Genomic DNA, 22,751 nt, shown 5'->3' on the forward strand with positions numbered 1-22,751 from the left:
ATTGAATGCATGCGCGCCTTAGCTGAGTTCATCATGCGCGGTCGTGTGCAGGCCACGTTAGTCGTGGCCGGATCTGCGGCATTGCCGCTGTTGTTCTGGTTGAGTGCCGCTGCGGGTTGCCTTGTGCTCCTTCGGCGCGGTTCGGACGCCCTTGGCGTCCTCGGAGTCGGGGTGCTTTCAGCATTGATTTGCTGGCACTTCCAGAAAGACCCCAGTGCACTGTTGGTGCTGCTTGGGTCTTGCGGTCTGGCGCTGGTGTTGCGCGCCGGCCACTCCTGGAATCGTGTGCTGTTGGCGAGCGTGGCGATTGCGCTGTTGTGTGCAGCGATATTGGGGACGCTGTTCAGTCCCTTTGTCGACGCGGTGACGCAGGAACTTGTAAAGGTCCTGCCACTGATGTTGGGTGAGGTCTACCAGCAGCTTTCGGTAGATCAGCGAGCCAATCTCGCCTCACTCGTTGCACCCATGGTGATCGGTTCGATTGCGATGATGTTCCAGGTCTTCAGCGTGCTGTGCCTGATTCTTGGGCGCTACTGGCAAGCGTCGTTGTACAACCCCGGTGGTTTTGGTCGCGAATTTCGCCAGATCAGAATCCCCAAGGGACCCTTGATGTTGCTGCTGGCATTGATGTTTGTGGGGCCGATTCTGAGCCCGCAAATGTGGATTCTGGTGCCGTTTTGCAGCGTACCACTGGTCCTCGCCGGGCTGGCCCTGATGCACGGGCTGGTGGCGCAGAAAAGACTGGCCAATTTCTGGCTGGTCGGGGTTTACGTCACGCTGCTGCCTTTGATGCACCTGCTCGTCCCGTTGCTCGTGGTCCTGACCATTGTTGACAGCCTGATTGATTTTCGCGGTCGTTTGGCGCCGAAAGACGCCGATGACGGCTCTGCGAACGGTGAAGGTTAAAAGTTAAGAGGATTTTCACATGCAACTGATCCTTCTGGAAAAAGTCGCCAACCTGGGCAACCTGGGCGACAAAGTGAACGTTAAGGCTGGTTACGGCCGTAACTACCTGCTGCCTTACGGCAAAGCCACCGCTGCGACCGCTGCCAACCTGGCTGCGTTCGAAGAGCGTCGTGCTGAGCTGGAAAAACTGGCTGCAGACCGTAAAGCTTCGGCTGAAAGCCGTGCTGCCCAACTGGCCGAGCTGGAAGTGACCATCACTGCCACCGCCGGTGACGAAGGCAAGCTGTTCGGTTCGATCGGCACCCACGACATCGCTGATGCACTGACCGCCTCCGGCGTTGAAGTTGCAAAAAGCGAAGTTCGTCTGCCGAACGGCACCATCCGCAACGTGGGTGAATTCGACGTAGCCGTGCACCTGCACGCTGAAGTTGAAGCAACCGTACGCGTTGTCGTGGTGGCTGCTTAAGCAGTACCAAATCGTCTGGCACCTTGTGTGGCTGACGGTTAACATCGGGCACGATCCTGTTTACAGGTCGTGCCCTTTGTCTTTCTGCAGACCCTGATTTTTAGCCCCCCGAATTCCAAGTGGCCATGAACGATATCTCCGCTCCCGAACAATATGATCTGCAAACCGCTGCCCTGAAGGTGCCGCCGCACTCCATCGAGGCCGAACAGGCCGTGCTCGGTGGTCTGATGCTGGACAACAACGCCTGGGAACGCGTGTTGGATCAAGTGTCCGATGGTGATTTCTACCGGCATGACCACCGCTTGATCTTCCGTGCCATCGCCAAGCTGGCCGACCAGAACATGCCGATCGACGTGGTGACCTTGTCCGAGCAGCTGGACAAGGAAGGCCAGACCTCCCAGGTCGGCGGCCTGGGCTACCTCGGCGAGCTGGCGAAGAACACCCCGTCGGTGGCCAACATCAAGGCCTATGCACAGATCGTTCGCCAACGGGCGACCCTGCGCCAGCTGATCGGCATCAGCACCGAGATCGCCGATAGCGCGTTCAACCCCGAGGGGCGTACGGCCGAGGAGATCCTCGACGAGGCCGAGCGGCAGATCTTCCAGATCGCCGAGGCCCGGCCCAAGACGGGTGGCCCGGTAGGCGTCAACGAGCTGCTGACCAAGGCCATCGATCGTATCGACACCCTGTTCAACACCGACAACGCCATCACTGGCCTGTCCACCGGCTACACCGACCTCGACGAGAAGACCAGCGGCCTGCAGCCTGCCGACCTGATCATCGTTGCCGGTCGTCCGTCCATGGGTAAGACCACCTTCGCCATGAACCTGGTGGAGAACGCGGTGCTGCGCAGTGACAAGGCGGTACTGGTGTACTCCCTGGAGATGCCAGGTGAATCGCTGATCATGCGTATGCTCTCGTCCCTGGGACGGATCGACCAGACCAAGGTCCGTTCCGGCCAGCTGGAAGACGATGACTGGCCACGCCTGACCTCGGCGGTCAACCTGCTCAATGATCGCAAGCTGTTCATCGATGACACCGCGGGTATCAGCCCCTCGGAAATGCGCGCGCGGACCCGGCGCCTGGTGCGTGAGCACGGCGACATCGGTCTGATCATGATCGACTACCTGCAACTGATGCAGATCCCCGGTTCCAGTGGTGACAACCGGACCAACGAGATTTCCGAGATCTCCCGCTCCCTGAAAGCCCTGGCCAAGGAATTCAACTGCCCGGTGGTGGCCCTGTCCCAGCTCAACCGCTCCCTGGAACAGCGTCCCAACAAGCGCCCGGTGAACTCCGACTTGCGGGAATCCGGAGCGATCGAGCAGGACGCCGACGTGATCATGTTCGTTTACCGCGACGAGGTGTATCACCCGGAAACCGAGCACAAGGGCATTGCCGAGATCATCATCGGCAAGCAGCGTAACGGCCCCATCGGGTTTATCCGCCTGGCCTTCATCGGCAAGTACACCCGCTTCGAGAACCTCGCCCCGGGCAGCTACAACTTCGACGACGACGAATAACCGCGCGGCCAACCGCCTGTGGTGGCGAGGGAGCCTGCTGCCGCCGCGGGCGCCCGGTACGCCTGGAGCCCGGCGGTGCCCTCATGCTGGCTCGGTGATTGCTGATCCGCGTCTGCCGCGGGTGAGAGCACAAGCGCGCTGCCTTGCCACAGGTCGTGATCTTGAAACGATGAATTCCGACCCTTTTGGTCGGAATTGGTTATTTTTTGTGCTATATTCCGCGCCCGCGAATTTTCCTGTCATTCATCGCGTCCCTATCTACGCCAACACCGGTCATCGACATGCAAGCAGCCAAGCCATTATTTGACTATCCCAAGTACTGGGCCGAATGTTTCGGGCCGGCGCCGTTCCTGCCCATGAGCAGGGAGGAGATGGATCAGCTCGGCTGGGATTCCTGCGACATCATCATCGTCACCGGTGATGCCTACGTCGATCACCCGTCGTTCGGCATGGCGATCATCGGCCGGCTGCTGGAGTCCCAGGGCTTTCGCGTCGGGATCATCGCCCAGCCCAACTGGCAGTCCAAGGACGACTTCATGAAGCTTGGCGAGCCGAACCTGTTCTTCGGGGTCGCCGCCGGCAACATGGACTCGATGATCAACCGCTACACCGCGGACAAGAAGATCCGCTCCGACGACGCCTATACCCCGGGTGGCCTGGCGGGCAAACGTCCGGACCGCGCCAGCCTGGTGTACAGCCAGCGTTGCAAGGAAGCCTACAAGCATGTGCCGATCGTCCTTGGCGGCATCGAGGCCTCCCTGCGCCGGATCGCCCACTACGACTACTGGCAGGACCGGGTGCGCAACTCGATCCTGATCGATGCCAGCGCCGACATCCTGCTGTACGGCAACGCCGAGCGGGCCATCGTCGAGGTCGCCCAGCGCCTGTCCTACGGCCACAAGATCGAAGACATCACCGACGTGCGCGGCACCGCCTTCATTCGCCGCGATACGCCCAAGGACTGGTACGAAGTGGACTCCACCCGTATCGACCGTCCGGGGAAGGTCGACAAGATCATCAACCCCTATGTGAATACCCAGGACACCCAGGCCTGTGCCATCGAGCAGGAAAAGGGCCCGGTGGAAGACCCCAGCGAAGCCAAGGTGGTGCAGATCCTTGCCAGCCCGCGCATGACCCGGGACAAGACCGTGATCCGCCTGCCGTCCATGGAGAAGGTGCGCAACGACCCGGTCCTGTACGCCCACGCCAACCGCGTGCTGCACCTGGAAACCAACCCGGGCAACGCCCGTGCCCTGGTACAGAAGCATGGTGAAGTGGACGTGTGGTTCAACCCGCCGCCCATTCCCATGACCACCGAAGAGATGGACTACGTGTTCGGCATGCCCTACCAGCGCATTCCGCACCCGGCCTATGGCAAGGAGAAGATCCCGGCCTACGACATGATCCGTTTCTCGGTGAACATCATGCGCGGCTGCTTCGGCGGCTGTACCTTCTGCTCGATCACCGAGCACGAAGGACGGATCATCCAGAACCGTTCCGAAGAATCGATCATTCGCGAGATCGAAGAAATTCGTGACAAGGTTCCCGGCTTCACCGGGGTGATCTCCGACCTTGGCGGCCCGACCGCGAACATGTACCGCATCGCCTGCAAGAGCCCGGAGATCGAATCCGCGTGCCGCAAGCCGTCCTGCGTGTTCCCGGGCATCTGCCCGAACCTCAACACCGACCACTCTTCGCTGATCCAGTTGTACCGCAGTGCCCGTGCGCTGCCGGGGGTGAAGAAGATCCTCATTGCCTCGGGCCTGCGCTACGACCTGGCGGTGGAGTCGCCGGAGTACGTCAAGGAACTGGTGACCCACCACGTCGGTGGCTACCTGAAGATCGCCCCGGAACACACCGAGGAAGGTCCGCTCAACCAGATGATGAAACCGGGCATCGGCAGCTATGACAAGTTCAAGCGCATGTTCGAGAAGTACTCCAAGGAAGCGGGCAAGGAGCAGTACCTGATTCCGTACTTCATCGCGGCCCACCCGGGCACCACCGACGAAGACATGATGAACCTGGCCCTGTGGCTCAAGGGCAACGGTTTCCGTGCCGATCAGGTGCAGGCGTTCTACCCGTCGCCGATGGCCACCGCCACCGCCATGTACCACTCGGGCAAGAACCCGCTGCGCAAGGTCACCTACAAGAGTGGCGAGGTGACCATCGTCAAGAGCGAGGAACAGCGCCGTCTGCACAAGGCCTTCCTGCGTTACCACGACCCGAAAGGCTGGCCGATGCTGCGTGAAGCCTTGCTGCGCATGGGCCGTGGTGACCTGATCGGCCCGGGCAAGAACCAGCTGATCCCGACCCACCAGCCGGCAACCGACAGCTACCAGAGTGCCCGGCGCAAGAACTCGACACCGGCCGGCAGCCACAAGGTGGCCAAGGAAACCAAGATCCTCACCCAGCACACCGGCCTGCCACCTCGGGGCAGTGACGGCGGCAATGCCTGGGACAAGCGCGAGCAGGCCAAGGCTGCGGCATTCGCCCGCAACAAGCAGGCGGCCAAGGAGCGTGCCGACGCGGCCAAGGGCAAAGGCAAGAAGCCGACCCGCAAGCCGGTAGTGCCGCGCTGATCCACGCAAACGCCAGCCGCAGAGCTGGCGTTTTGCCTTTATGGGGATCGGTTTTTTTTGCCCGGGAGTGGGCAACAGCCCCCCTGAGCTTTGCTAAGGTGGCCCGGTTTTTTCAATCTGGTGCCACCGGCCTTGCGCCTTGCTCCGGTGGTGGATGTCCTCTTCAGTTCAAGGATGAGTAGCGTGACCAGCCCGTTAGCCGGCATCGGCATGGATTCCAACCGTTCGCAGTTTTTCGCCCGTCAACGCATCGAAAGCGAGGTCAACCTGCCTCGGCTGTTCGCCGCCATCGATGCCGATCCGGCGATCGTCGGGGCCGGGGTGGTGTACATCGATGCCGACTTCAATGTGGTGACCCTGCGCGAGTTCAAGCCGATCTGCAGCATCACGCCCAAGCGGCTGATCCTGCGGGAGGTGAAGAAATACATCACCCCCCAGCAGTACATCGAAGAAGTGAAGAAGAACCCCCGGGAGTCCCGGCTGGCCAGCGAGGCGATGAATGCCACGCTGTCCTGTGGCGCGGCGGTACTGGGCTGGATCGTGGTGCTCAGCGGCAGCATTGCCGTGCCGTTCACCGCGGGTGCCAGTGTCTTCATGGTCGGCCTGGGGGTGGCCGCCGCCACAGCCGGCACCGCGCAGTGCGCGATAGGTGGCGTGCGGGTACTGAATGAAATCCAGAACCCCGAAGCCAACGACGAGATGGACGATGCCGAGTGGTACACCACGGTATCGCCGATTCTCGACGGCATCTCCCTGGTGGGCGTGGGCGGCTCGGCGCTGACCACGGTCAAGCTGCTCAAGGCCAGCAAGGCCTCCGGGGTCGGCAAGAGCTGGTATCAACTGTTGCGTGGGCTCAATCGCCAGGAGCGGGCCAAGCTCACCCGCGAGCTGCTGACCCTGCGCGACCCGAGCCTGACCTCCAAGCTGTTGAAGCTGCGGCAACGGGCCGGTGCACTGCCCAAGCGCTATGCCTCTAGCGAGATCCGCCACGCCACAGTGACCCAGATCAAGGACGCCGTGGGCGGCGGCATGTCGGTCTGGGGGAGCTACCGGGCGGGCAATCTGAAAGAGGGCAAGACGTTGGCCGTGGGGCTGTACGAGGAGTTCAACGAATGAAGGTGGTTGGCGGCGGATCGCTGCGGGCATTCCTCGCACAGTACTTCCCGGTTTTCATGTGCACGGTGCTGCTGGGCTGTTTCAGCGCCTCGACCCTGCTGTCCCTGGCTGGCACCACCTACTGGCGTGGCCTGCCGCCGGCACAGCGCACCGATTATCTGGGGATCGCCCTGCTGGTGCTGATACCGGTGCTGGTGCTGGGCAACCTGATGATCATCCGTGGCCGTTCCTGGGCGGTGTGGGTGGTGGCCGGGTATTTTCTTGGCTGCCTGGTGATGACCGCTCCGATGATCCTGTACCACCCCCATCAGGCGGTGTATGCGTTTGCTCTTCTGCTGCCACTGCTGGGGTTGCTGCTGCTCAATAGCAAGCGGCATCGGGAAATGCGCGAAAAACTGCTGGGTATTCGCCATGAGCGCCAGCGCATCAAGAAGGCGGCCGGGCAACCCCGCCGCCGGGGGTGAGTGGGGGCTGGCGTGCGCTGCATCCGAGTGCGTCCGGTTGCACCTCGACACGCCGATTGCGCGGTTTTGGTGCTCTGCTGCCCCGGGTTGCTGAGCAAACCCTGGAGCTGTGCGCTGGCATAAGTCTTGCGCAGGTTGCTCCACCGCTCAGGCCCGCAGGAGGCACGCCGTGTCGATTCATGTCGGATTGCACCACGTCACCCACTATCGCTACGCCCGCGCCGTGGAACTGGGCCCGCAGATCGTTCGCCTGCGCCCGGCCCCCCACAGCCGCACGCGGATTCTGTCCTATGGGCTGAAGGTCCAGCCCGAGCAGCATTTCATCAACTGGCAGCAGGATCCCCAGGGCAATTACCTGGCGCGTCTGGTATTCCCGGAAAAAACCACCGAGCTGCGCATCGAAGTGGATCTGCTGGCAGAGATGGCAGTCTTCAATCCGTTCGACTTCTTTCTCGAGCCCTACGCCGAACGCATTCCCTTTGCCTATGCCGCCGATGAGGGGCGGGAGCTGGCGCCCTATCTGCAGACCCTGCCCCTGACTCCGACTTTCCAGGCCTACTTGCAAGGCATCCCGCGTGCACCCTTGCCGGCGGTGGACTTCCTGGTGGGCTTGAACCAGCGGCTCAGCGCCGACATCACCTACCTGATCCGCATGGAGCCCGGGGTACAGACCCCGGAGCAGACCCTGGCCAATGCGTCCGGCTCCTGCCGGGACTCGGCCTGGCTGCTGGTGCAGTTGCTGCGCCACCTGGGGCTGGCGGCGCGTTTCGTCTCCGGTTACCTGATCCAGCTGACGGCGGACGTCAAAGCCCTGGACGGTCCAGCGGGTACCGAGGCGGATTTCACCGACCTGCACGCCTGGTGCGAGGTCTACCTGCCGGGTGCCGGCTGGATCGGCCTGGACGCCACCTCCGGGTTGTTCGCCGGCGAGGGGCACATTCCCCTGGCTTGCAGTCCCGATCCGTCCTCCGCAGCGCCCATCAGCGGTCTGGTCGAGCCCTGCGAGTGCGAGTTCAGCCATGAGATGAGCGTGGAGCGGATCTGGGAAGCGCCCCGGGTGACCAAGCCCTACAGCGACGAGCAATGGCTGGCGATCCAGGCTCTGGGCCGGCAGATCGACGTCGACCTGCTGGAAGGCGATGTGCGCCTGACCATGGGCGGCGAGCCGACTTTCGTGGCCATCGACGACCCGGATGGCGCCGAATGGAACACCGCGGCCCTGGGCCCAAACAAGCGGCGCCTGGCCGGTGAGCTGTTCCAGCGCCTGCGCCAGCACTATGCACCTCAGGGGCTGGTGCACTTCGGCCAGGGCAAGTGGTATCCGGGAGAGCAACTGCCGCGCTGGTCGCTGAACTGTCACTGGCGGCGCGATGGCGTGCCGGTCTGGCGCAACGGCGCCTTGATTGCCGATGAGCATCAGGACTATCAGGCTGACGCGTCGCTGGCCGAGCGTTTTCTCGCCCGTGTTGCCGAGCGCCTGAAGCTGCCGGCGCGCTTTGTGTTCCCGGCCTACGAGGACACTTTCTACTACCTGTGGCGCGAAGGCCGCCTGCCATCGAATGTCAGCGCCGAGGACTCGCGTCTGGAAGATGCACTGGAGCGCCAGCGGTTGCGCCAGGTATTCAGCCAGGGGCTGGACCAGGTCATTGGCCAGGTCCTGCCCCTGGCTCGCACGGCCAAGGGTGATCAATGGCAGAGCGGGCGCTGGTACTTGCGCGACAGCCATTGCCGCCTGGTGCCGGGGGACTCGCCCCTGGGCTATCGCCTGCCCCTGGCCTCCCAGCCCTGGGTCAGCGCGGCGGAGTACCCGTTCATTCACGCCAGCGACCCGAACCAGGATTTTGCCGAACTGCCGGACCCTGCCCAGCTGGCCGCGATCGGCGATCCCGGGCCCTTGGATGAGCGCCAACCGACCATCGATCAGTCGGCCGATTGGCTGACCCGCACCGCCCTCTGCGCGCAAGCGCGGGAAGGGCGCCTGTACCTGTTCATGCCGCCCCTGGAGCGCCTGGAAGATTACTTGCAGCTGGTCAGCGTGATCGAGGCCACTGCTGAAGAACTGCATAGCCCGGTGCTGCTGGAGGGCTATGAGCCTCCGGCGGACCCGCGCCTGTGCAGCTTCCGGGTGACCCCGGACCCCGGGGTGATCGAAGTCAACGTACAGCCTTGCGCGAGTTGGGACGAGCTGGTGGAGCGCACCGAGTTCCTCTACGAAGCAGCCCGGCAGACGCGCCTGGCCAGTGAGAAGTTCATGATCGATGGGCGCCACACCGGCACCGGCGGAGGCAACCACTTCGTCCTAGGCGGCGCGACCCCGGCGGATTCGCCGTTCCTGCGGCGTCCCGATCTGCTGCGCAGCCTGATCAGCTACTGGCACCATCACCCGTCGCTGTCCTATCTGTTTTCCGGGTTGTTCATCGGCCCGACGTCCCAGGCTCCGCGGATCGACGAGGCGCGCAACGACGCGCTGTATGAGTTGGAAATCGCCTTTGCGCAGATGCCGGCCGCCGGCGAGGAATGCCCACCCTGGCAAGTGGACCGGCTACTGCGCAACCTGCTGATCGATGTCACCGGCAATACCCACCGCACCGAGTTCTGCATCGACAAGCTGTACGCGCCGGAAGGCGCCAGCGGGCGTCTCGGATTGCTGGAACTGCGGGCCTTTGAAATGCCGCCCCACGCGCGCATGAGCCTGGTCCAGCAGTTACTGTTGCGGGCGCTGGTGGCGCGTTTCTGGCGCGAGCCCTACGCCCCTGACAAGCTGGTGCGCTGGGGCACCGAACTGCACGATCGTTACCTGCTGCCGCACTTTATCGAACAGGATTTTGCCGATGTGCTGGTGGAGCTCAATGCCGCCGGCTACCCGCTGCGGGCCGAATGGTTTGCTGCCCACTTGGCGTTCCGTTTTCCCAAGGTTGGCGACTATGCGCTCAGCGGTATCGAACTGGAGCTGCGCCAGGCCCTGGAACCCTGGCATGTGCTGGGCGAGGAGGGCGGCGCCGGTGGCGCGGTGCGCTACGTCGACTCTTCCCTGGAGCGGCTGCAAGTCAAGGTCAGCGGGCTGACGCCGCAGCGGCATGTACTGACCTGCAACGGCGTGGCGGTGCCCCTGTACCCCACCGGGCGGGTGGGCGAGTACGTGGCCGGCGTGCGCTACCGCGCCTGGCAGCCGGCCAACTGCCTGCAACCGACCATCGCGGTGCACGCGCCGCTGGTGTTCGATCTGCTGGACACCTGGGTGCAGCGTTCCCTGGGCGGATGCCAATACCATGTGGCCCATCCCGGCGGGCGCAACTACGACAGCCTGCCGGTGAACGCCAATGAGGCGGAAAGCCGGCGCATGGCGCGCTTCTTCCGTCTGGGGCACAGCCCCGGCAGCCTGCCGGTACCGCCTCTGGTGATCAACGATGAGCTGCCCATGACCCTGGATTTGCGACGTTTCTAATCCACCTGCAACGCCTGCGAGATAGCCATATCCGGGTGTCATGGCCGTGCGTTAATCTGACTTTCCCTGCCGTCTGCCGAGTGTTCCATGCCTGACTTGCTAGACCGTTACCCGCTGACGGCGGGTACCTACCACGAGTTGCTGGATGACCAGGGCGCGGTCCGGGCGCACTGGCAGCGCCTGCTCGAGCAGTTGCAACGCAGCAGCCCGGCGCAGTTGGCCCAGCGCCAGGCGCTGCTGACCCGGCAGATCCACGAGAACGGCGTCACCTACAACGTCTATGCCGACCCCAAGGGCGCCGACCGGCCCTGGGAGCTGGACCTGCTGCCCCATGTGATTCCAGCGGATGAGTGGCAGCGGCTGGCAGCGGGGATTGCCCAGCGCGCGCGCCTGCTCAACGCGGTGCTGGCAGACCTGTACGGCCCGCAGCGTTTGATCAGCGAAGGGCTGCTGCCGGCTGAGCTGGTGTTTGGCCACAACAACTTTCTCTGGCCGTGCCAGGGCATCCGGCCGCCGCAGGAAACCTTCCTGCACCTGTATGCGGTGGATCTGGCGCGTACCCCCGATGGACGCTGGTGGGTCACTGCCGATCGTACCCAGGCGCCTTCCGGGGCCGGTTATGCCCTGGAGAACCGAATGATTGTGTCCCGGGCCTTCCCCGACCTGTACCGCGACCTGCAAGTGCAGCACCTGGCCGGGTTCTTTCGCACCCTGCAGGAAACCCTGGCCCGCCAGGCCCCCCGGGATGCCGAGGCGCCGCTGATCGTGCTGCTGACCCCGGGACGCTTCAACGAGAGCTATTTCGAACACCTGTACCTGGCGCGCCAATTGGGGTACCCGCTGGTGGAGGGCGGTGACCTGACGGTGCGCGACGCCACGGTGTACCTCAAGACCCTCAGTGGCCTGCGTCGGGTGCACGCCATCATGCGGCGCCTGGACGACGATTTCTGCGATCCCCTGGAGCTGCGCACCGATTCGGCCCTGGGGGTTCCCGGCCTGCTGGATGCGGTGCGCCAGGGCCGGGTGCTGGTGGCCAATGCCCTGGGCTGTGGCGTGCTGGAGTCGCCCGGACTGCTGGGCTTTCTGCCGAAAATCAGCCAGTACCTGCTGGGTGAAGAACTGCTCCTGCCGTCCATTGCCACCTGGTGGTGCGGCGAGGCGCCGGTGTTGCAACAGGCCCTGGAGGCACTTCCCGAGTTGCTGGTCAAGCCGGCCTTTGCGTCTCAGAGCTTCACCCCGGTGCTGGGGCGTGACCTGAATCCGGAGCAGCGCCGACGTCTCGCCGAGCGCATGCGTGCCCGGCCCTATGCCTATGTCGCCCAGGCGTTGCCGCAACTGTCCCAGGCTCCGGTCTGGCAAGCCGAAGAGGGTTGCTTGCAACCCCGGGCCATTGGCATGCGGGTGTATGCGGTGGCCTGCGAAGCAGGCTATCGGGTGTTGCCTGGCGGCCTGACCCGGGTCGCCGCCGATGCCGATGCCGAGGTGGTGTCGATGCAGCGTGGTGGGGCCAGCAAGGACACCTGGGTACTAGGAGAACGGGTGCCCAGTGGCGAGCAGTGGAAGGCCCAGCGCACCATTGGCGTCTATGACCTGGTGCGCCGCGATCCCTACCTGCCGTCGCGGGTGGTGGAAAACCTGTTCTGGTTCGGTCGTTATTGCGAGCGCTGTGATGGCAGTGCACGGTTGCTGCGGATCATGCTGGCGCGCTACGTCGATGGCGATGACCCGCGCGCGCTGCTGGCGGCGGTGGACCTGGGGGAAAGCCTGATGCTGCTGCCCGACGAAGGCGAATTGCCCGAGCGCCTGCTGCAGGCCCTGCTGGGTGAAGACTGGTCCTTCAGCCTGCGTTGCAACCTGCAGCGCCTGCAGTGGGCGGCGTCCCAGGTGCGTGGCAAGCTGTCCCGGGAAAACTGGCAGGCCCTGGTGGAGTTGCAGCGCGAGTCCCAGGAGCTGGACACCGCGCAACCGGACTTTGGGGAGCTGCTGGACTTCCTCAATCGCCTGGTGATGTCTCTGGCCGCGCTCTCCGGCTTTGCCCTGGACGACATGACCCGGGATGAAGGCTGGCGCTTCCTGATGATCGGCCGACGCATTGAACGCCTGCAGTTCCTGAGCAGCAGCCTGGCGGCGTTCCTGCGAGGCCCCGCGGCCTTCGACCAGGCCAGCCTGGAATGGCTGCTGGAGCTGGGCAACAGCAGCATCACTTATCGTTCGCGCTACCTGGCGGTGGCCCAGTTGATCCCGGTCCTCGACCTGTTGCTGCTGGATGAGCAGAACCCCCACGCGGTGCTGTTCCAGCTCAAGCTGGTGACCCGCACGCTGAAGCGCCTCAACGACGATTTTGGTGCGCCCCGGGAGCTGGCGCTGCCGAGGCTGGTGCAGCGCCTGGCGCATTTCGACCTGGGTTGCCTGGAGAACGCTCTGTTTGGCGAGGCCAGTGTCCGGGCCGCGCTGGAAGGGCTGGCGGAGCTGTTGGCGGAAATCGCCGAGGTCAGCGGTCAGGTTTCCGATCGCCTGGCCTTGCGGCACTTCGCCCATGTAGAGGGTGTCAGCCAGCAAACGGTGTCGGTCTGATGAGCGCGCGCTACCAGGTTTTCCACGACACTCACTACCGCTACGACAGCCCGGTGTCCCTGGCCCAGCAACTGGCCCACCTGTGGCCTCGGGCCTGCGCCTGGCAGCACTGCACCGAGCGCCAGTTGCTGATCAGCCCGCAGCCCACCTCCCGCCGCGATGAGCAGGACGTATTCGGCAACCCGCTGACTCGCCTGGCGTTCGAGCGGCCCCATGACGAGTTGCAGGTCAATGCCCAGCTCAGTGTCGAGGTGCTGGAGCGGCCGGCCCTGGACTTCGCGGCGTCCCTGGCCTGGGACGCCGCCTGTGAGGCCCTGACCTACAGTGGCCGGCCGCTGTCCGTGGCCTTGTTGGAGGCTTGCCGCTTTCGTTTCGAATCGCCCTATGTGCACCTCAAGCAGCGTTTCGTCGAGTTCTGCGAGGGCTGCTTCCCTCCCGGGCGGCCCGTGTTGCAAGGGTGCCAGGCGCTGATGGAGCAGATTCACCGCGAGTTCACCTTCGATGCCGAGGCGACCCAGGTGGCCACTCCATTGGTAGAGGTCCTGGAACGCCGCCGCGGGGTATGCCAGGATTTCGCTCATCTGATGCTGGCCTGCCTGCGCTCGCGGGGGCTGGCGGCGCGGTATGTCAGTGGCTATCTGCTGACTCAGCCGCCGCCGGGGCAGCCACGGCTGATCGGCGCCGATGCCTCCCATGCCTGGGTCTCGGTGTTCTGTCCGGTGCTGGGCTGGGTGGACTTTGATCCCACCAACAATGTGCAGCCGGCGCTGGAGCACATCACCCTGGCCTGGGGCCGGGACTTTTCCGATGTCTCGCCGTTGCGCGGGGTGATTCTTGGCGGTGGCAACCATGATCCGGAGGTCCGGGTGACTGTCATGCCCCTGGAGTGATCCGGGGCTTGCGGTGGCGCAGTGATAAACGATTGCACGGCTGCAACGACAGGTTGCAGGGCACAAGGGAGGCAGTGATGTTTGCAGTGTCGATCAAGGGCGTCTTGCAGTCCCCGGACGGTCGGGTGGTGCTGATGCTCAACGAGCGTGACGAGTGGGAATTGCCGGGCGGGCGGATCGAGGTGGGGGAGAGTGCCCCGCAGTGCCTGGCCCGGGAGATCGCCGAGGAGCTGGATCTGCAGGTGAGGGTGGGCGAGCCGCTGGATTCGTACCTGTTCGAGGTGATTCCCGGCAAGCGGGTGTTCATTTCAACCTACCGCTGCCAGTTGCAGGGCGGCTTCGAGCCGAAGGTCAGCCATGAGCACAAGGAGGTCGGCCTGTTCGCCGCCACCGGGTTGCCGGCCAATCTGCCCCAGGGGTATCGCGATTCGATTTTCAGGGCACTGGGCCTGAGCTGATGCTCAGGCCTCGCGCTGCTCAGGCCTGGGGCGCCTGATGCTCGGCGTCGTCGACGCCCACTTCACCTTCCGCATCCGGGCTCAGTGTGCCGGCTTCTTCTGCGGCGGCTTTCTTGCGTTGCAGCTTTTCCTCTTTCTTCTGTTCCTTGGCCAGGTCGCGTTGACGTTTGGCGAAGGAGTAGTTGGGTTTGGCCATGGGCGATCCTCTGGGGTCGAAGGTGAGGTTGAGCGGCGCGTATTCTGCCTGTTATCGGGCCTGGGTGGTTAGCTGGGTTTGCGCTCGGCCCATTTGTCCGGGACAGAGGGCTGCCAGGCGTCCAGGGCAGCCAGCAGGCTGGCGGGCGACTCGCTCATTTGCAGCATGTCACGGTGCGGGGCACGGACGAAGCCTTCGCCGACGATATGGTCGAGAAAACCACTGAGTTTTTCATAGAAGCCGTTCACTTCCAGGAGGCCCAGGGGCTTGTGGTGGTAGCCCAGTTGGCCCCAGGTCCAGACTTCGAACAGCTCTTCGAGGGTGCCGAGGCCACCAGGCAGGGCGATGAAGGCGTCGCTGAGTTCGGCCATGCGGGCCTTGCGGGCATGCATGCCGTCCACCACTTCCAGGCGGGTCAGGCCGCTGTGGCCGATTTCCTTGTCCTTCAGGCTTTGCGGGATGATCCCGATGACTTCACCGCCAGCCGCCAGGGCCGCGTCGGCGACGATGCCCATCAGGCCCACTGCGCCACCGCCATAGACCAGGGTCAGCTTGCGCTCGGCCAGGGCACGGCCCAGGGCCTGGGCGGCTTCACGGTAGGCGGGATTGGCACCGGTGCTGGCGCCACAGAATACACAGACAGAAGTTAACGACATGCCTTGCTCCGAGGTCATTGATGGCATCAGGGTAAAGGCTCCAAGGCGTGGCTCCAAGCATTAAACCGCAGTTGCATGGGTGCCACTGGCGCCACAGGCATAGGCGGCGAGCAGGCTCTGCAGCAGGCTGTTGAGGGGCATGGCGATGGCTCCGGCAGGGATGATGGGGCGATTCTAGGGCCGGGTTTGGACGCTGGCCGCTTGATTGTCTCGATCGGTCCGATAGCAGAGAGTTGTATACAATTTTTTGATGCAAATCATAGGAACTTGCGAGAAATTCAGGCAGTCTTCCGTCCCATGGATTCAGATGGATTTTGTTAACCCTGCCTTGGAGATTCACCATGTTTGCCAAACTCGTTGCGGTATCCCTGTTGACACTGGCCAGCAGCCAACTGATGGCTGCCGAATGCAAGGTCGATGTCGACTCTACCGACCAGATGTCCTTCAACACTAAGGAAATCACCATCGACAAGAGCTGCAAGACCTTCACCGTGAACCTGACCCACTCCGGCAGCCTGCCGAAGAACGTCATGGGCCATAACTGGGTCCTGAGCAAAACCGCAGACATGGCTGGCATCGCCACCGACGGCATGGCCGCCGGCATCGACAAGAACTACCTGAAGGAAGGTGACACCCGCGTCATCGCCCACACCAAGATCATCGGTGCTGGCGAGAAAGACTCGGTGACCTTCGACGTATCGAAGCTGACCGCGGGCGAAAGCTACGAGTTCTTCTGCTCGTTCCCAGGCCACAACTCGATGATGAAGGGCGCTATCGTCCTGAAGTAAGCATCAGGCCTGGCTGCAACAAGAAAGCGCCCCGAGGGGCGCTTTTTTGTGTGCATCCGTAGGAGCGGGCTTGCTTGCGAAGAGGTCCTGAGCCTTGTGCAGCATCAGGCTGCCTTTTCGCCGGCAAGCCGGCTCCTACAGCGCGAGGCGGGTCATGGGGCGAAGGGCATCACGCGTTTGTGCTGGGTCTTGCGGTAGGTGTCGCAGATGATCCTGAAGGCCTCTTCGCGTACCGGGTGGCCGTGCAGGAAGGCGTCGATCTCGGTGTAGGTGACGCCGTGGGAGGCTTCGTCCGGCTTGCCCGGGGAGAGGTCCTCGAGGTCGGCAGTAGGGACTTTCTCCACCAGCGACTCCGGAGCACCGAAATACCGGGCGATGGAGCGCACCTGGTTTTTCACCAGCCCGCTCAGCGGCGCGAGGTCGCAGGCGCCATCACCGAACTTGGTGAAAAAGCCCATCACGGCCTCGGCGGCGTGGTCGGTGCCGATCACCAGGCCATGGGCGGCGCCGGCGATGGTGTACTGGGCGACCATGCGCATCCGCGCCTTGGTGTTGCCGAGGACGAAATCCCGGGACACCGCATGCTGTCCCTCGAAGGCCGCCACTTCATTGGCCAGGGCCTTGACCGCCGGGCCGATGTTCACCGTGTGGCGTTCATCGGGGTTGATGAAATCCACCGAAGCCTGGGCATCGTGCTCGTCGAACTGGGTTTCATAGGGCAGGCGCACGGCGATGAAACGGTAGCTGCCATCACCGCTGCGCTCGCGCAGTTCACGCATGGCGCGTTGGGCCAGCAGGCCGGCGGTCAGCGAGTCGACGCCGCCGCTGATGCCCAGCACCAGGGACTTGAGCCCGGAATTGACCAGGCAATCCTGGATGAAGCGGATGCGCCGGGCGACTTCCGCCTCAAGGGCGGCGTGGTCGGAAAAAGGTGCTTGGACCTTGAGCTGCTGCGCAATCTCACGCTGTACGGCTTGCATGATTCACTCCTTGCCAGGTTGGGCTGGTACTTGGAAAACGTGGCGCAAGTAAGCGACGAAGTTCGGATCCTTGCAATGGGTCTTGCCCGCTTCATCGGAGATCTTGGCGACGGGCTGGCCATTGCAGGCAGCCATTTTAAGCACGATGCTCATCGGCTCGACACCGGGAATGTCACAGGTCAGGTTGGTGCCGATGCCGAAGCTGACATTGATCCGACCCCGCAGTGCACGGAAGATTTCCAGGGAACGGGGCAGGGTCAGGCTGTCGGAGAACACCAGGGTCTTGCTCATCGGCTCGATGCCCAGCTTGTGATAGTGGGCGATGGCCTTTTCCGCCCAGAGGATCGGGTCCCCGGAGTCGTGGCGCAGGCCGTCGAACAGCTTGGCGAAGAACAGGTCGAAGTCGCCGAGGAAGGCATCGGTGGTGATGCAGTCGGTCAAGGCGATGCCCAGCAGACCGCGGTATTCGCGGACCCAGCAATCGAGGGCGGCAATCTGGCTGTCGATCAGCCGTGGCCCGAGTTGCTGGTGGGCCATGATCCATTCGTGGGCCATGGTGCCCAGGGGCTTCATGTTCAGCTCGCGGGACAGGTGGACGTTGCTGGTGCCGACAAAACGCCCGGGGAAATCGTGCTTGAGCACGTTCACCACTTCTTCCTGGACCCGGTAGGAAAAGCGCCGGCGGGTGCCGAAATCCGCCACCTGCAGTTCGGACAACTCTTCACTGCTGGCGTTGGCGCTCAGCCAGTCGAACTTGCGGTACAGCTGTTCGCGGGCCTGTACCAGCAGCACTTCACGGTAGCGATAGCGGTTGCGCACTTCACTGATGATGGCCAGCATCGGCACTTCAAACAGGATCACGTGCAGCCAGGGGCCGCGCAGGCGGATGAACAGCTCGCCGTTCTCGATGCCGGTGTGCACGTAGCGCAGGTTGAAGCGGAACAACCCGAGAAAACGCAGGAAGTCCGGCTTGAGAAAACTGATGCGTTCGAGAAAACCCAGTTGGTCGGCGCTCAGGCTCAATTCCGCCAGGCGCTCGAACTGATAGCGGATCTCGGCCAGGTAGGGCCGTAGGTCCTCGCTGTTACGGCAACGAAACTCCCATTCCACTTCCACGTTGGGATAGTTGTGCAGCACCGCCTGCATCATGGTCAGTTTGTAGAAGTCGGTGTCGAGCAGGTTCTGCACGATGCGATCGGCAAACACACTCTCGCTCATAACGGGAATCTCCATGCTGGCCGCAACAGACAGCGGCGGCTTCAGCTCTTTCTGTGAAGGCGCTAGTGGCGCATAGACGCCCGGCGCTTTGCCAGTGTTTTTTCGTGGTGGGTGATTGTCCGGCCGCAGGAGCTGGCTCGCCAGCGAATCAACCTTCAGCCTTGTGCAGGGCTCAAGGGCCTGTTCGCCGGCAAGCCGGCTCCTACGGGAGAGGGGAATCGTTGTGTTCCAGCATCCAGCGCACGAAGTCGCGGACCTTGGGCACCTCCGCCGAATGCTCGGGATAGGCCAGGTAGTAGGCGTCCTGGCTGGGCATCGCGTGTTTCCAGGCGATCACCAATTTGCCCTCGGCCAGCTCTTCCTCCACCAGGAACCGGGGCAGCAGCGCCACGCCGCAGCCGACCTGGGCCGCGCGGATGCACATATAGAAGGTCTCGAAGCGCGGGCCGTGGTAGCTGTGCTCGGTCTGGTAGCCCTGCTGGTCGAACCACTCGTGCCAGCCCTGGGGCCGCGAGGCGTTCTGCAGCAGCACCAGCTCGGTGAGTTGCCGCGGATCGGTCAAGGGCTCGGCAGGCAGGCTGTCGGGGGCGCACACCGCCACCAGTTCCTCGCTGAACAGTTTCAGGCTCTCGGTGCCGGGGCGCGAACCCTGGCCGAAGTAGAACGCCAGGTCGGCGTGGCCCTGGAGCAGCTCGTCCGGCTCCTGTTCGTTGCACAAGTCCAGATGGATGTGCGGGTGGCGCAGGCGCCAGCCCTTGAGCCTTGGCACCAGCCAGCGCGCGCCGAAGGTGTAGGGCGTGGACACCCGCAGCACCTCGGTCTCGCCGCCGTAGGAGCGCAGGTAATGGGTGGACATCTCCACCTGGGTGAGGATCTTGCGCACTTCCACCAGGTACAGGTCGCCGGCCGGGGTCAGTTGCAGGCGTCGGCGCACGCGGCGAAACAGCAGGTGCTGCAGCAGTTCTTCCAACTGCGCCACCTGTTTGCTCACGGCGCTCTGGGTGAGGTTGAGTTCCTCGGCGGCGCGGGTGAAGCTCAGGTGCCGGGTCACGGCTTCAAAGCACTGCAGGGCAGTGATCGACGGCAGGTAGCGTTTGTTCAGCATGGCTTGTCCTTGTTCTTATCGGTGCTGGAGGCCGGCTCAGCATGAATAAACGGAATGATATCTCGCTTAAAGGTCGTTTGTTGGCAAGTCTCGGGCCAGCTACAACTACAGGCCTTGATGGCCGTCGCAGCGGTCGGGATTTTTCGCATTCATCTGTAAGGAGTGACCCCCATGGTTGCCGCATTGCTTGATCGTCTGGGTGTGAACCCGGCTCTGTACCAGTCGGGCACACAGCCTGTGCATTCGCCCATCGACGGCAGCCGCATCGCCGCGGTGAACTGGCAGGGCGCTGCCGAAGTGGAGCAGCAGGTCAGTCGCGCAGAGCATGCATTTGCCCTGTGGCGCAAGGTGCCGGCACCGCGCCGTGGCGAGCTGGTGCGCCAGTTCGGCGAAGTGCTGCGCGAGTACAAGGCCGACCTCGGGGAACTGGTGTCCTGGGAAGCCGGCAAGATCACCCAGGAGGGGCTGGGGGAAGTGCAGGAGATGATCGACATCTGCGACTTCGCCGTCGGCCTGTCGCGCCAGCTCTACGGTCTGACCATCGCTTCCGAGCGCCCGGGCCACCACATGCGTGAAACCTGGCATCCGCTGGGCGTGGTCGGGGTCATCAGCGCCTTCAACTTCCCGGTGGCGGTCTGGGCCTGGAACACCACCCTGGCGCTGGTGTGCGGCAACTCGGTGATCTGGAAACCTTCGGAGAAGACCCCGCTCACCGCCCTGGCCTGCCAGGCGCTGCTGGAGCGTGTGCTGAAGAACTTCAGCGATGCCCCCGAGTACCTGAGCCAGGTGATCATCGGTGGCCGTGATGCCGGTGCCGCCCTGGTGGACGATCCGCGGGTGGCCCTGATCAGCGCCACCGGCAGTACCCGCATGGGCCGCGAAGTGGCGCCGAAAGTGGCCGCACGCTTTGCCCGCAGCATCCTCGAACTGGGGGGCAACAATGCCATGATCCTCGGCCCGAGCGCCGATCTGGACATGGCGGTGCGCGCCATCCTGTTCAGTGCCGTGGGTACCGCCGGCCAGCGTTGCACCACCCTGCGTCGCCTGATTGCCCACGAGTCGGTGAAAGAGGAAATCATCAGCCGCCTCAAGACGGCCTATTCCAAGGTGCGCATCGGCCACCCGCTGGAAGGCAACCTGATCGGCCCGCTGATCGACAAACACAGTTTCGAGGCCATGCAGGATGCCCTGGAGCAGGCCCTGAGCGAGGGCGGCCGGGTCTTCGGTGGCCAGCGCCAGCTGCAGGACCAGTTCCCCAATGCCTACTACGTATCGCCGGCCATCGTTGAAATGCCCGAGCAGAGCGAGGTGGTGTGCAGCGAAACCTTCGCCCCGATCCTCTATGTGATTGGCTACAGCGACTTCGAAGAAGCCCTGCGCCTGAACAACGCCGTGCCCCAGGGCCTGTCCTCGTGCATCTTCACCACCGATGTGCGCGAAGCCGAGCAGTTCATGTCGGCGGTGGGCAGCGACTGCGGGATTGCCAACGTCAACATCGGCCCGAGCGGCGCCGAGATCGGCGGCGCCTTCGGCGGCGAGAAGGAAACCGGGGGCGGTCGCGAGTCCGGCTCCGATGCCTGGCGCGGCTACATGCGGCGCCAGACCAACACCGTCAACTACTCCTGGGAGCTGCCATTGGCCCAGGGCATCACCTTCGATTGAAGTTGTTCGCGAGCAAGCTGGCTCCTACAGGTCGGTTTGTAGGAGCCAGCTGGCTGGCGAATCGCGATCAATGCGTTTCAGCGTCTGTGGTTCGTTGATTTCGGAGTCTGGCAATGGCGCTACAAGAACAATGTCTATGGGAAACACTCACCCCGCAACGGCCTGACAAGGCGCCACTCCAGGGCGAACTGACGGCGGATGTGTGCATCATCGGCGCCGGCTTCACCGGGCTGTCGGCCGCCGTGCATTTGCTGGAGCAGGGCAAGCGGGTCTGTGTGGTCGAAGCCCACCGCGCGGGGCACGGCGGCTCGGGGCGCAACGTCGGGCTGGTGAACGCCGGCATGTGGATCCCCCCGGACGAGATCGAGGCCGGTTTCGGCGAGCAGGTGGGCAGCCAGCTCAACCGCATGCTCGGCGCGGCGCCGGCTTTGGTGTTCAGCCTGGTGGACAAGTACCGCATCGATTGCCAGCTGCGCCGCGAAGGCACCTTGCACATGGCCCACAATGCCCGGGGCGAGGCCGATCTGCGCAGCCGTGAAGAGCAATGGAAACGTCGCGGGGCTCCCGTGGAGTTGCTGACCGGCGCGGCATGCGAGGCGGCAACCGGCACCCGCAAGATTGCCGCGGCCCTGCTCGACCGGCGGGCGGGGACCCTCAACCCCATGGCTTACGTCAGCGGCCTGGCCAGGGCCGCCACGGAAATGGGCGGGCGTCTGTTCGACCATTCCCCGGTCACCCGTCTGGAACGCCAGGGCCAGCGCTGGTCGGTGCAGACCGAGCAGGGCTCGGTACTGGCCGAACAAGTGGTGATCGCCTCCAACGCCTACACCGAAGGCGACTGGACCGAATTGCGCCGCAACTTTTTCCCCGGCTACTACTACCAGGTGGCTTCTGCGCCCCTGACCGAAGAGGCGGCGCAGCAGATCCTGCCCGGGGGGCAGGGCTCCTGGGATACCCGCCAGGTGCTCAGCAGCATTCGCCGGGATGCCGAGGGCCGCCTGCTGCTGGGCAGCCTGGGCAACGGTCGCCAGAAGCCCATGTGGTTCCTCAAGGCCTGGGCCGATCGGGTGCAGCAGCATTACTTCCCCTACCTCAAGCCGGTGCAGTGGGAATGCACCTGGACCGGCTGCATCGCCTTCACCCCGGACCACCTGATGCGCCTGTTCGAGCCGGCCCCGGGCCTGGTGGCCGTGACCGGTTACAACGGCCGTGGGGTGACCACCGGAACCGTGGTCGGCAAGGCCTTCGCCGACTACCTGTGCAACGGCGACCCCCAGGCCCTGCCGATCCCCTTCGCAGCCATGCAGCCCCTGGCCGGCGTGGGCTTGCGCAGTTGCCTGTACGAAGCCGGCTTCTCCCTCTACCACGCGGGCCAGTGCCTGCGAATCGTGATCTGAACAAGGAAATAATAGGCTGCCGACGACGCTTTTCGATGCAGCGACTAGCCTGTAATGGTGCGGCTCGTAGCAGTCCCGCACCAGCAGTGTGCAGTTCGGTGACGCGGGCTGTTACAGCAGGGTTGCACGTTGAATTGTGTCGCGGTTGCAATGATGGCACGCATGGGTTGCGCCCATTAAAAAGCAGGGTTTTACCTTCCGCGGTTTAGACGGTTGCACGCCCAATAAAAAAGGGCTCGAAACAGTCGAAATAACAATAAGACAGCGACTTTTTTCAGAATAAAAAACCACTGGCACGGCGCTTGCTCTGAGCAACCTTAGTGAAGTC

At 63.7% G+C, this 22,751-nt stretch carries 18 protein-coding genes; 13 read left to right on the forward strand and 5 right to left on the reverse strand.

Features of this window, described 5'->3' with window-relative positions; translation table 11 throughout:
* Positions 1-9: 9 nt before the first annotated feature.
* From U873_RS0123010 to U873_RS0123055, 10 genes are all read left to right on the forward strand, one after another.
* Complete coding sequence (locus U873_RS0123010) at positions 10-906, forward strand: hypothetical protein (protein WP_025130479.1); 897 nt, start codon at positions 10-12, stop codon at positions 904-906.
* A gap of 19 nt (positions 907-925) precedes the next feature.
* The gene (rplI, locus tag U873_RS0123015) at positions 926-1,372 is read left to right on the forward strand and encodes a 50S ribosomal protein L9 (RefSeq protein ID WP_020299422.1); all 447 of its coding nucleotides are present in this window, start codon (positions 926-928) and stop codon (positions 1,370-1,372) included.
* Positions 1,373-1,497: 125 nt separating this feature from the next.
* Positions 1,498-2,895 carry a replicative DNA helicase gene (gene dnaB, locus U873_RS0123020; protein ID WP_025130480.1) on the forward strand — a complete coding sequence of 466 codons (1,398 nt, stop codon included), beginning with the start codon at positions 1,498-1,500 and terminating at the stop codon, positions 2,893-2,895.
* A 281-nt stretch (positions 2,896-3,176) separates the two neighbouring features.
* Complete coding sequence (locus U873_RS0123025; RefSeq protein WP_025130481.1) at positions 3,177-5,474, forward strand: YgiQ family radical SAM protein; 2,298 nt, start codon at positions 3,177-3,179, stop codon at positions 5,472-5,474.
* Between the two features lie 174 nt (positions 5,475-5,648).
* Entirely contained in the window at positions 5,649-6,590 is a 942-nt protein-coding gene (locus tag U873_RS0123030) for an NAD synthetase (RefSeq protein ID WP_371261342.1), read from the forward strand.
* A gap of 2 nt (positions 6,591-6,592) precedes the next feature.
* A complete protein-coding gene (locus tag U873_RS0123035; protein WP_025130483.1) occupies positions 6,593-7,054 on the forward strand; it encodes a hypothetical protein in 462 nt (153 codons plus the stop codon).
* A gap of 169 nt (positions 7,055-7,223) precedes the next feature.
* Positions 7,224-10,499 (forward strand): DUF2126 domain-containing protein, encoded by a 3,276-nt coding sequence (locus tag U873_RS0123040; protein WP_025130484.1) that lies wholly within the window; start codon positions 7,224-7,226, stop codon positions 10,497-10,499.
* Positions 10,500-10,586: 87 nt separating this feature from the next.
* Positions 10,587-13,073: a circularly permuted type 2 ATP-grasp protein gene (locus U873_RS0123045; RefSeq protein ID WP_025130485.1), complete on the forward strand. Its 2,487-nt coding sequence runs from the start codon at positions 10,587-10,589 to the stop codon at positions 13,071-13,073.
* Positions 13,073-13,963, forward strand: a complete 891-nt coding sequence (locus tag U873_RS0123050; protein ID WP_025130486.1) for a transglutaminase family protein — start codon at positions 13,073-13,075, stop codon at positions 13,961-13,963. The genes U873_RS0123045 and U873_RS0123050 overlap by 1 nt, the downstream gene beginning before the upstream one ends.
* 77 nt (positions 13,964-14,040) lie before the next feature.
* Entirely contained in the window at positions 14,041-14,421 is a 381-nt protein-coding gene (locus tag U873_RS0123055) for an NUDIX domain-containing protein (protein ID WP_025130487.1), read from the forward strand.
* A 19-nt stretch (positions 14,422-14,440) separates the two neighbouring features.
* Here U873_RS0123055 and U873_RS36995 read toward each other — a convergent pair whose 3' ends face one another.
* Both U873_RS36995 and U873_RS0123065 read right to left on the reverse strand, forming a co-directional pair.
* A complete protein-coding gene (locus U873_RS36995; RefSeq protein WP_177330302.1) occupies positions 14,441-14,617 on the reverse strand; it encodes a hypothetical protein in 177 nt (58 codons plus the stop codon).
* 68 nt (positions 14,618-14,685) lie between these two features.
* Complete coding sequence (locus U873_RS0123065) at positions 14,686-15,273, reverse strand: TIGR00730 family Rossman fold protein (RefSeq protein ID WP_025130488.1); 588 nt, start codon at positions 15,271-15,273, stop codon at positions 14,686-14,688.
* Between the two features lie 341 nt (positions 15,274-15,614).
* Between U873_RS0123065 and azu the strand changes: the two genes are divergently transcribed.
* A complete protein-coding gene (azu, locus tag U873_RS0123075; protein ID WP_025130489.1) occupies positions 15,615-16,061 on the forward strand; it encodes an azurin in 447 nt (148 codons plus the stop codon).
* A 152-nt stretch (positions 16,062-16,213) separates the two neighbouring features.
* Here the strand turns inward: azu and nadE are convergent, their stop codons facing one another.
* From nadE to U873_RS0123090, 3 genes are all read right to left on the reverse strand, one after another.
* Positions 16,214-17,041 (reverse strand): ammonia-dependent NAD(+) synthetase, encoded by an 828-nt coding sequence (nadE, locus tag U873_RS0123080; protein ID WP_025130490.1) that lies wholly within the window; start codon positions 17,039-17,041, stop codon positions 16,214-16,216.
* A gap of 3 nt (positions 17,042-17,044) precedes the next feature.
* Complete coding sequence (gene pncB / locus U873_RS0123085) at positions 17,045-18,259, reverse strand: nicotinate phosphoribosyltransferase (protein ID WP_025130491.1); 1,215 nt, start codon at positions 18,257-18,259, stop codon at positions 17,045-17,047.
* A gap of 202 nt (positions 18,260-18,461) precedes the next feature.
* Positions 18,462-19,364 carry a LysR family transcriptional regulator gene (locus U873_RS0123090; protein WP_025130492.1) on the reverse strand — a complete coding sequence of 301 codons (903 nt, stop codon included), beginning with the start codon at positions 19,362-19,364 and terminating at the stop codon, positions 18,462-18,464.
* Positions 19,365-19,535: 171 nt separating this feature from the next.
* Here U873_RS0123090 and U873_RS0123100 point away from each other — a divergent pair, with 171 nt between their 5' ends.
* Positions 19,536-21,026: an aldehyde dehydrogenase family protein gene (locus U873_RS0123100; RefSeq protein ID WP_025130493.1), complete on the forward strand. Its 1,491-nt coding sequence runs from the start codon at positions 19,536-19,538 to the stop codon at positions 21,024-21,026.
* 113 nt (positions 21,027-21,139) lie between these two features.
* On the forward strand, positions 21,140-22,423 hold the full coding sequence (locus U873_RS0123105) for an FAD-binding oxidoreductase (RefSeq protein ID WP_025130494.1): 1,284 nt from the start codon (positions 21,140-21,142) through the stop codon (positions 22,421-22,423).
* Positions 22,424-22,751 lie beyond the last annotated feature (328 nt).

Source organism: Pseudomonas sp. PH1b (genome assembly GCF_000633395.1).
Lineage (GTDB): Bacteria > Pseudomonadota > Gammaproteobacteria > Pseudomonadales > Pseudomonadaceae > Aquipseudomonas.

Excerpts from the sequence above, each read along its gene's own strand:
- U873_RS0123010 (WP_025130479.1), top strand. The coding sequence starts at position 10 with ATGCGCGCCTTAGCTGAGTTCATCATGCGCGGTCGTGTGCAGGCCACG.
- rplI (WP_020299422.1), top strand. The coding sequence starts at position 926 with ATGCAACTGATCCTTCTGGAAAAAGTCGCCAACCTGGGCAACCTGGGC.
- dnaB (WP_025130480.1), top strand. The coding sequence starts at position 1,498 with ATGAACGATATCTCCGCTCCCGAACAATATGATCTGCAAACCGCTGCC.
- U873_RS0123025 (WP_025130481.1), top strand. The coding sequence starts at position 3,177 with ATGCAAGCAGCCAAGCCATTATTTGACTATCCCAAGTACTGGGCCGAA.
- U873_RS0123030 (WP_371261342.1), top strand. The coding sequence starts at position 5,649 with ATGAGTAGCGTGACCAGCCCGTTAGCCGGCATCGGCATGGATTCCAAC.
- U873_RS0123045 (WP_025130485.1), top strand. The coding sequence starts at position 10,587 with ATGCCTGACTTGCTAGACCGTTACCCGCTGACGGCGGGTACCTACCAC.
- U873_RS0123050 (WP_025130486.1), top strand. The coding sequence starts at position 13,073 with ATGAGCGCGCGCTACCAGGTTTTCCACGACACTCACTACCGCTACGAC.
- U873_RS0123055 (WP_025130487.1), top strand. The coding sequence starts at position 14,041 with ATGTTTGCAGTGTCGATCAAGGGCGTCTTGCAGTCCCCGGACGGTCGG.
- U873_RS36995 (WP_177330302.1), bottom strand. The coding sequence starts at position 14,617 with ATGGCCAAACCCAACTACTCCTTCGCCAAACGTCAACGCGACCTGGCC.
- U873_RS0123065 (WP_025130488.1), bottom strand. The coding sequence starts at position 15,273 with ATGTCGTTAACTTCTGTCTGTGTATTCTGTGGCGCCAGCACCGGTGCC.
- azu (WP_025130489.1), top strand. The coding sequence starts at position 15,615 with ATGTTTGCCAAACTCGTTGCGGTATCCCTGTTGACACTGGCCAGCAGC.
- nadE (WP_025130490.1), bottom strand. The coding sequence starts at position 17,041 with ATGCAAGCCGTACAGCGTGAGATTGCGCAGCAGCTCAAGGTCCAAGCA.
- pncB (WP_025130491.1), bottom strand. The coding sequence starts at position 18,259 with ATGAGCGAGAGTGTGTTTGCCGATCGCATCGTGCAGAACCTGCTCGAC.
- U873_RS0123090 (WP_025130492.1), bottom strand. The coding sequence starts at position 19,364 with ATGCTGAACAAACGCTACCTGCCGTCGATCACTGCCCTGCAGTGCTTT.
- U873_RS0123100 (WP_025130493.1), top strand. The coding sequence starts at position 19,536 with ATGGTTGCCGCATTGCTTGATCGTCTGGGTGTGAACCCGGCTCTGTAC.
- U873_RS0123105 (WP_025130494.1), top strand. The coding sequence starts at position 21,140 with ATGGCGCTACAAGAACAATGTCTATGGGAAACACTCACCCCGCAACGG.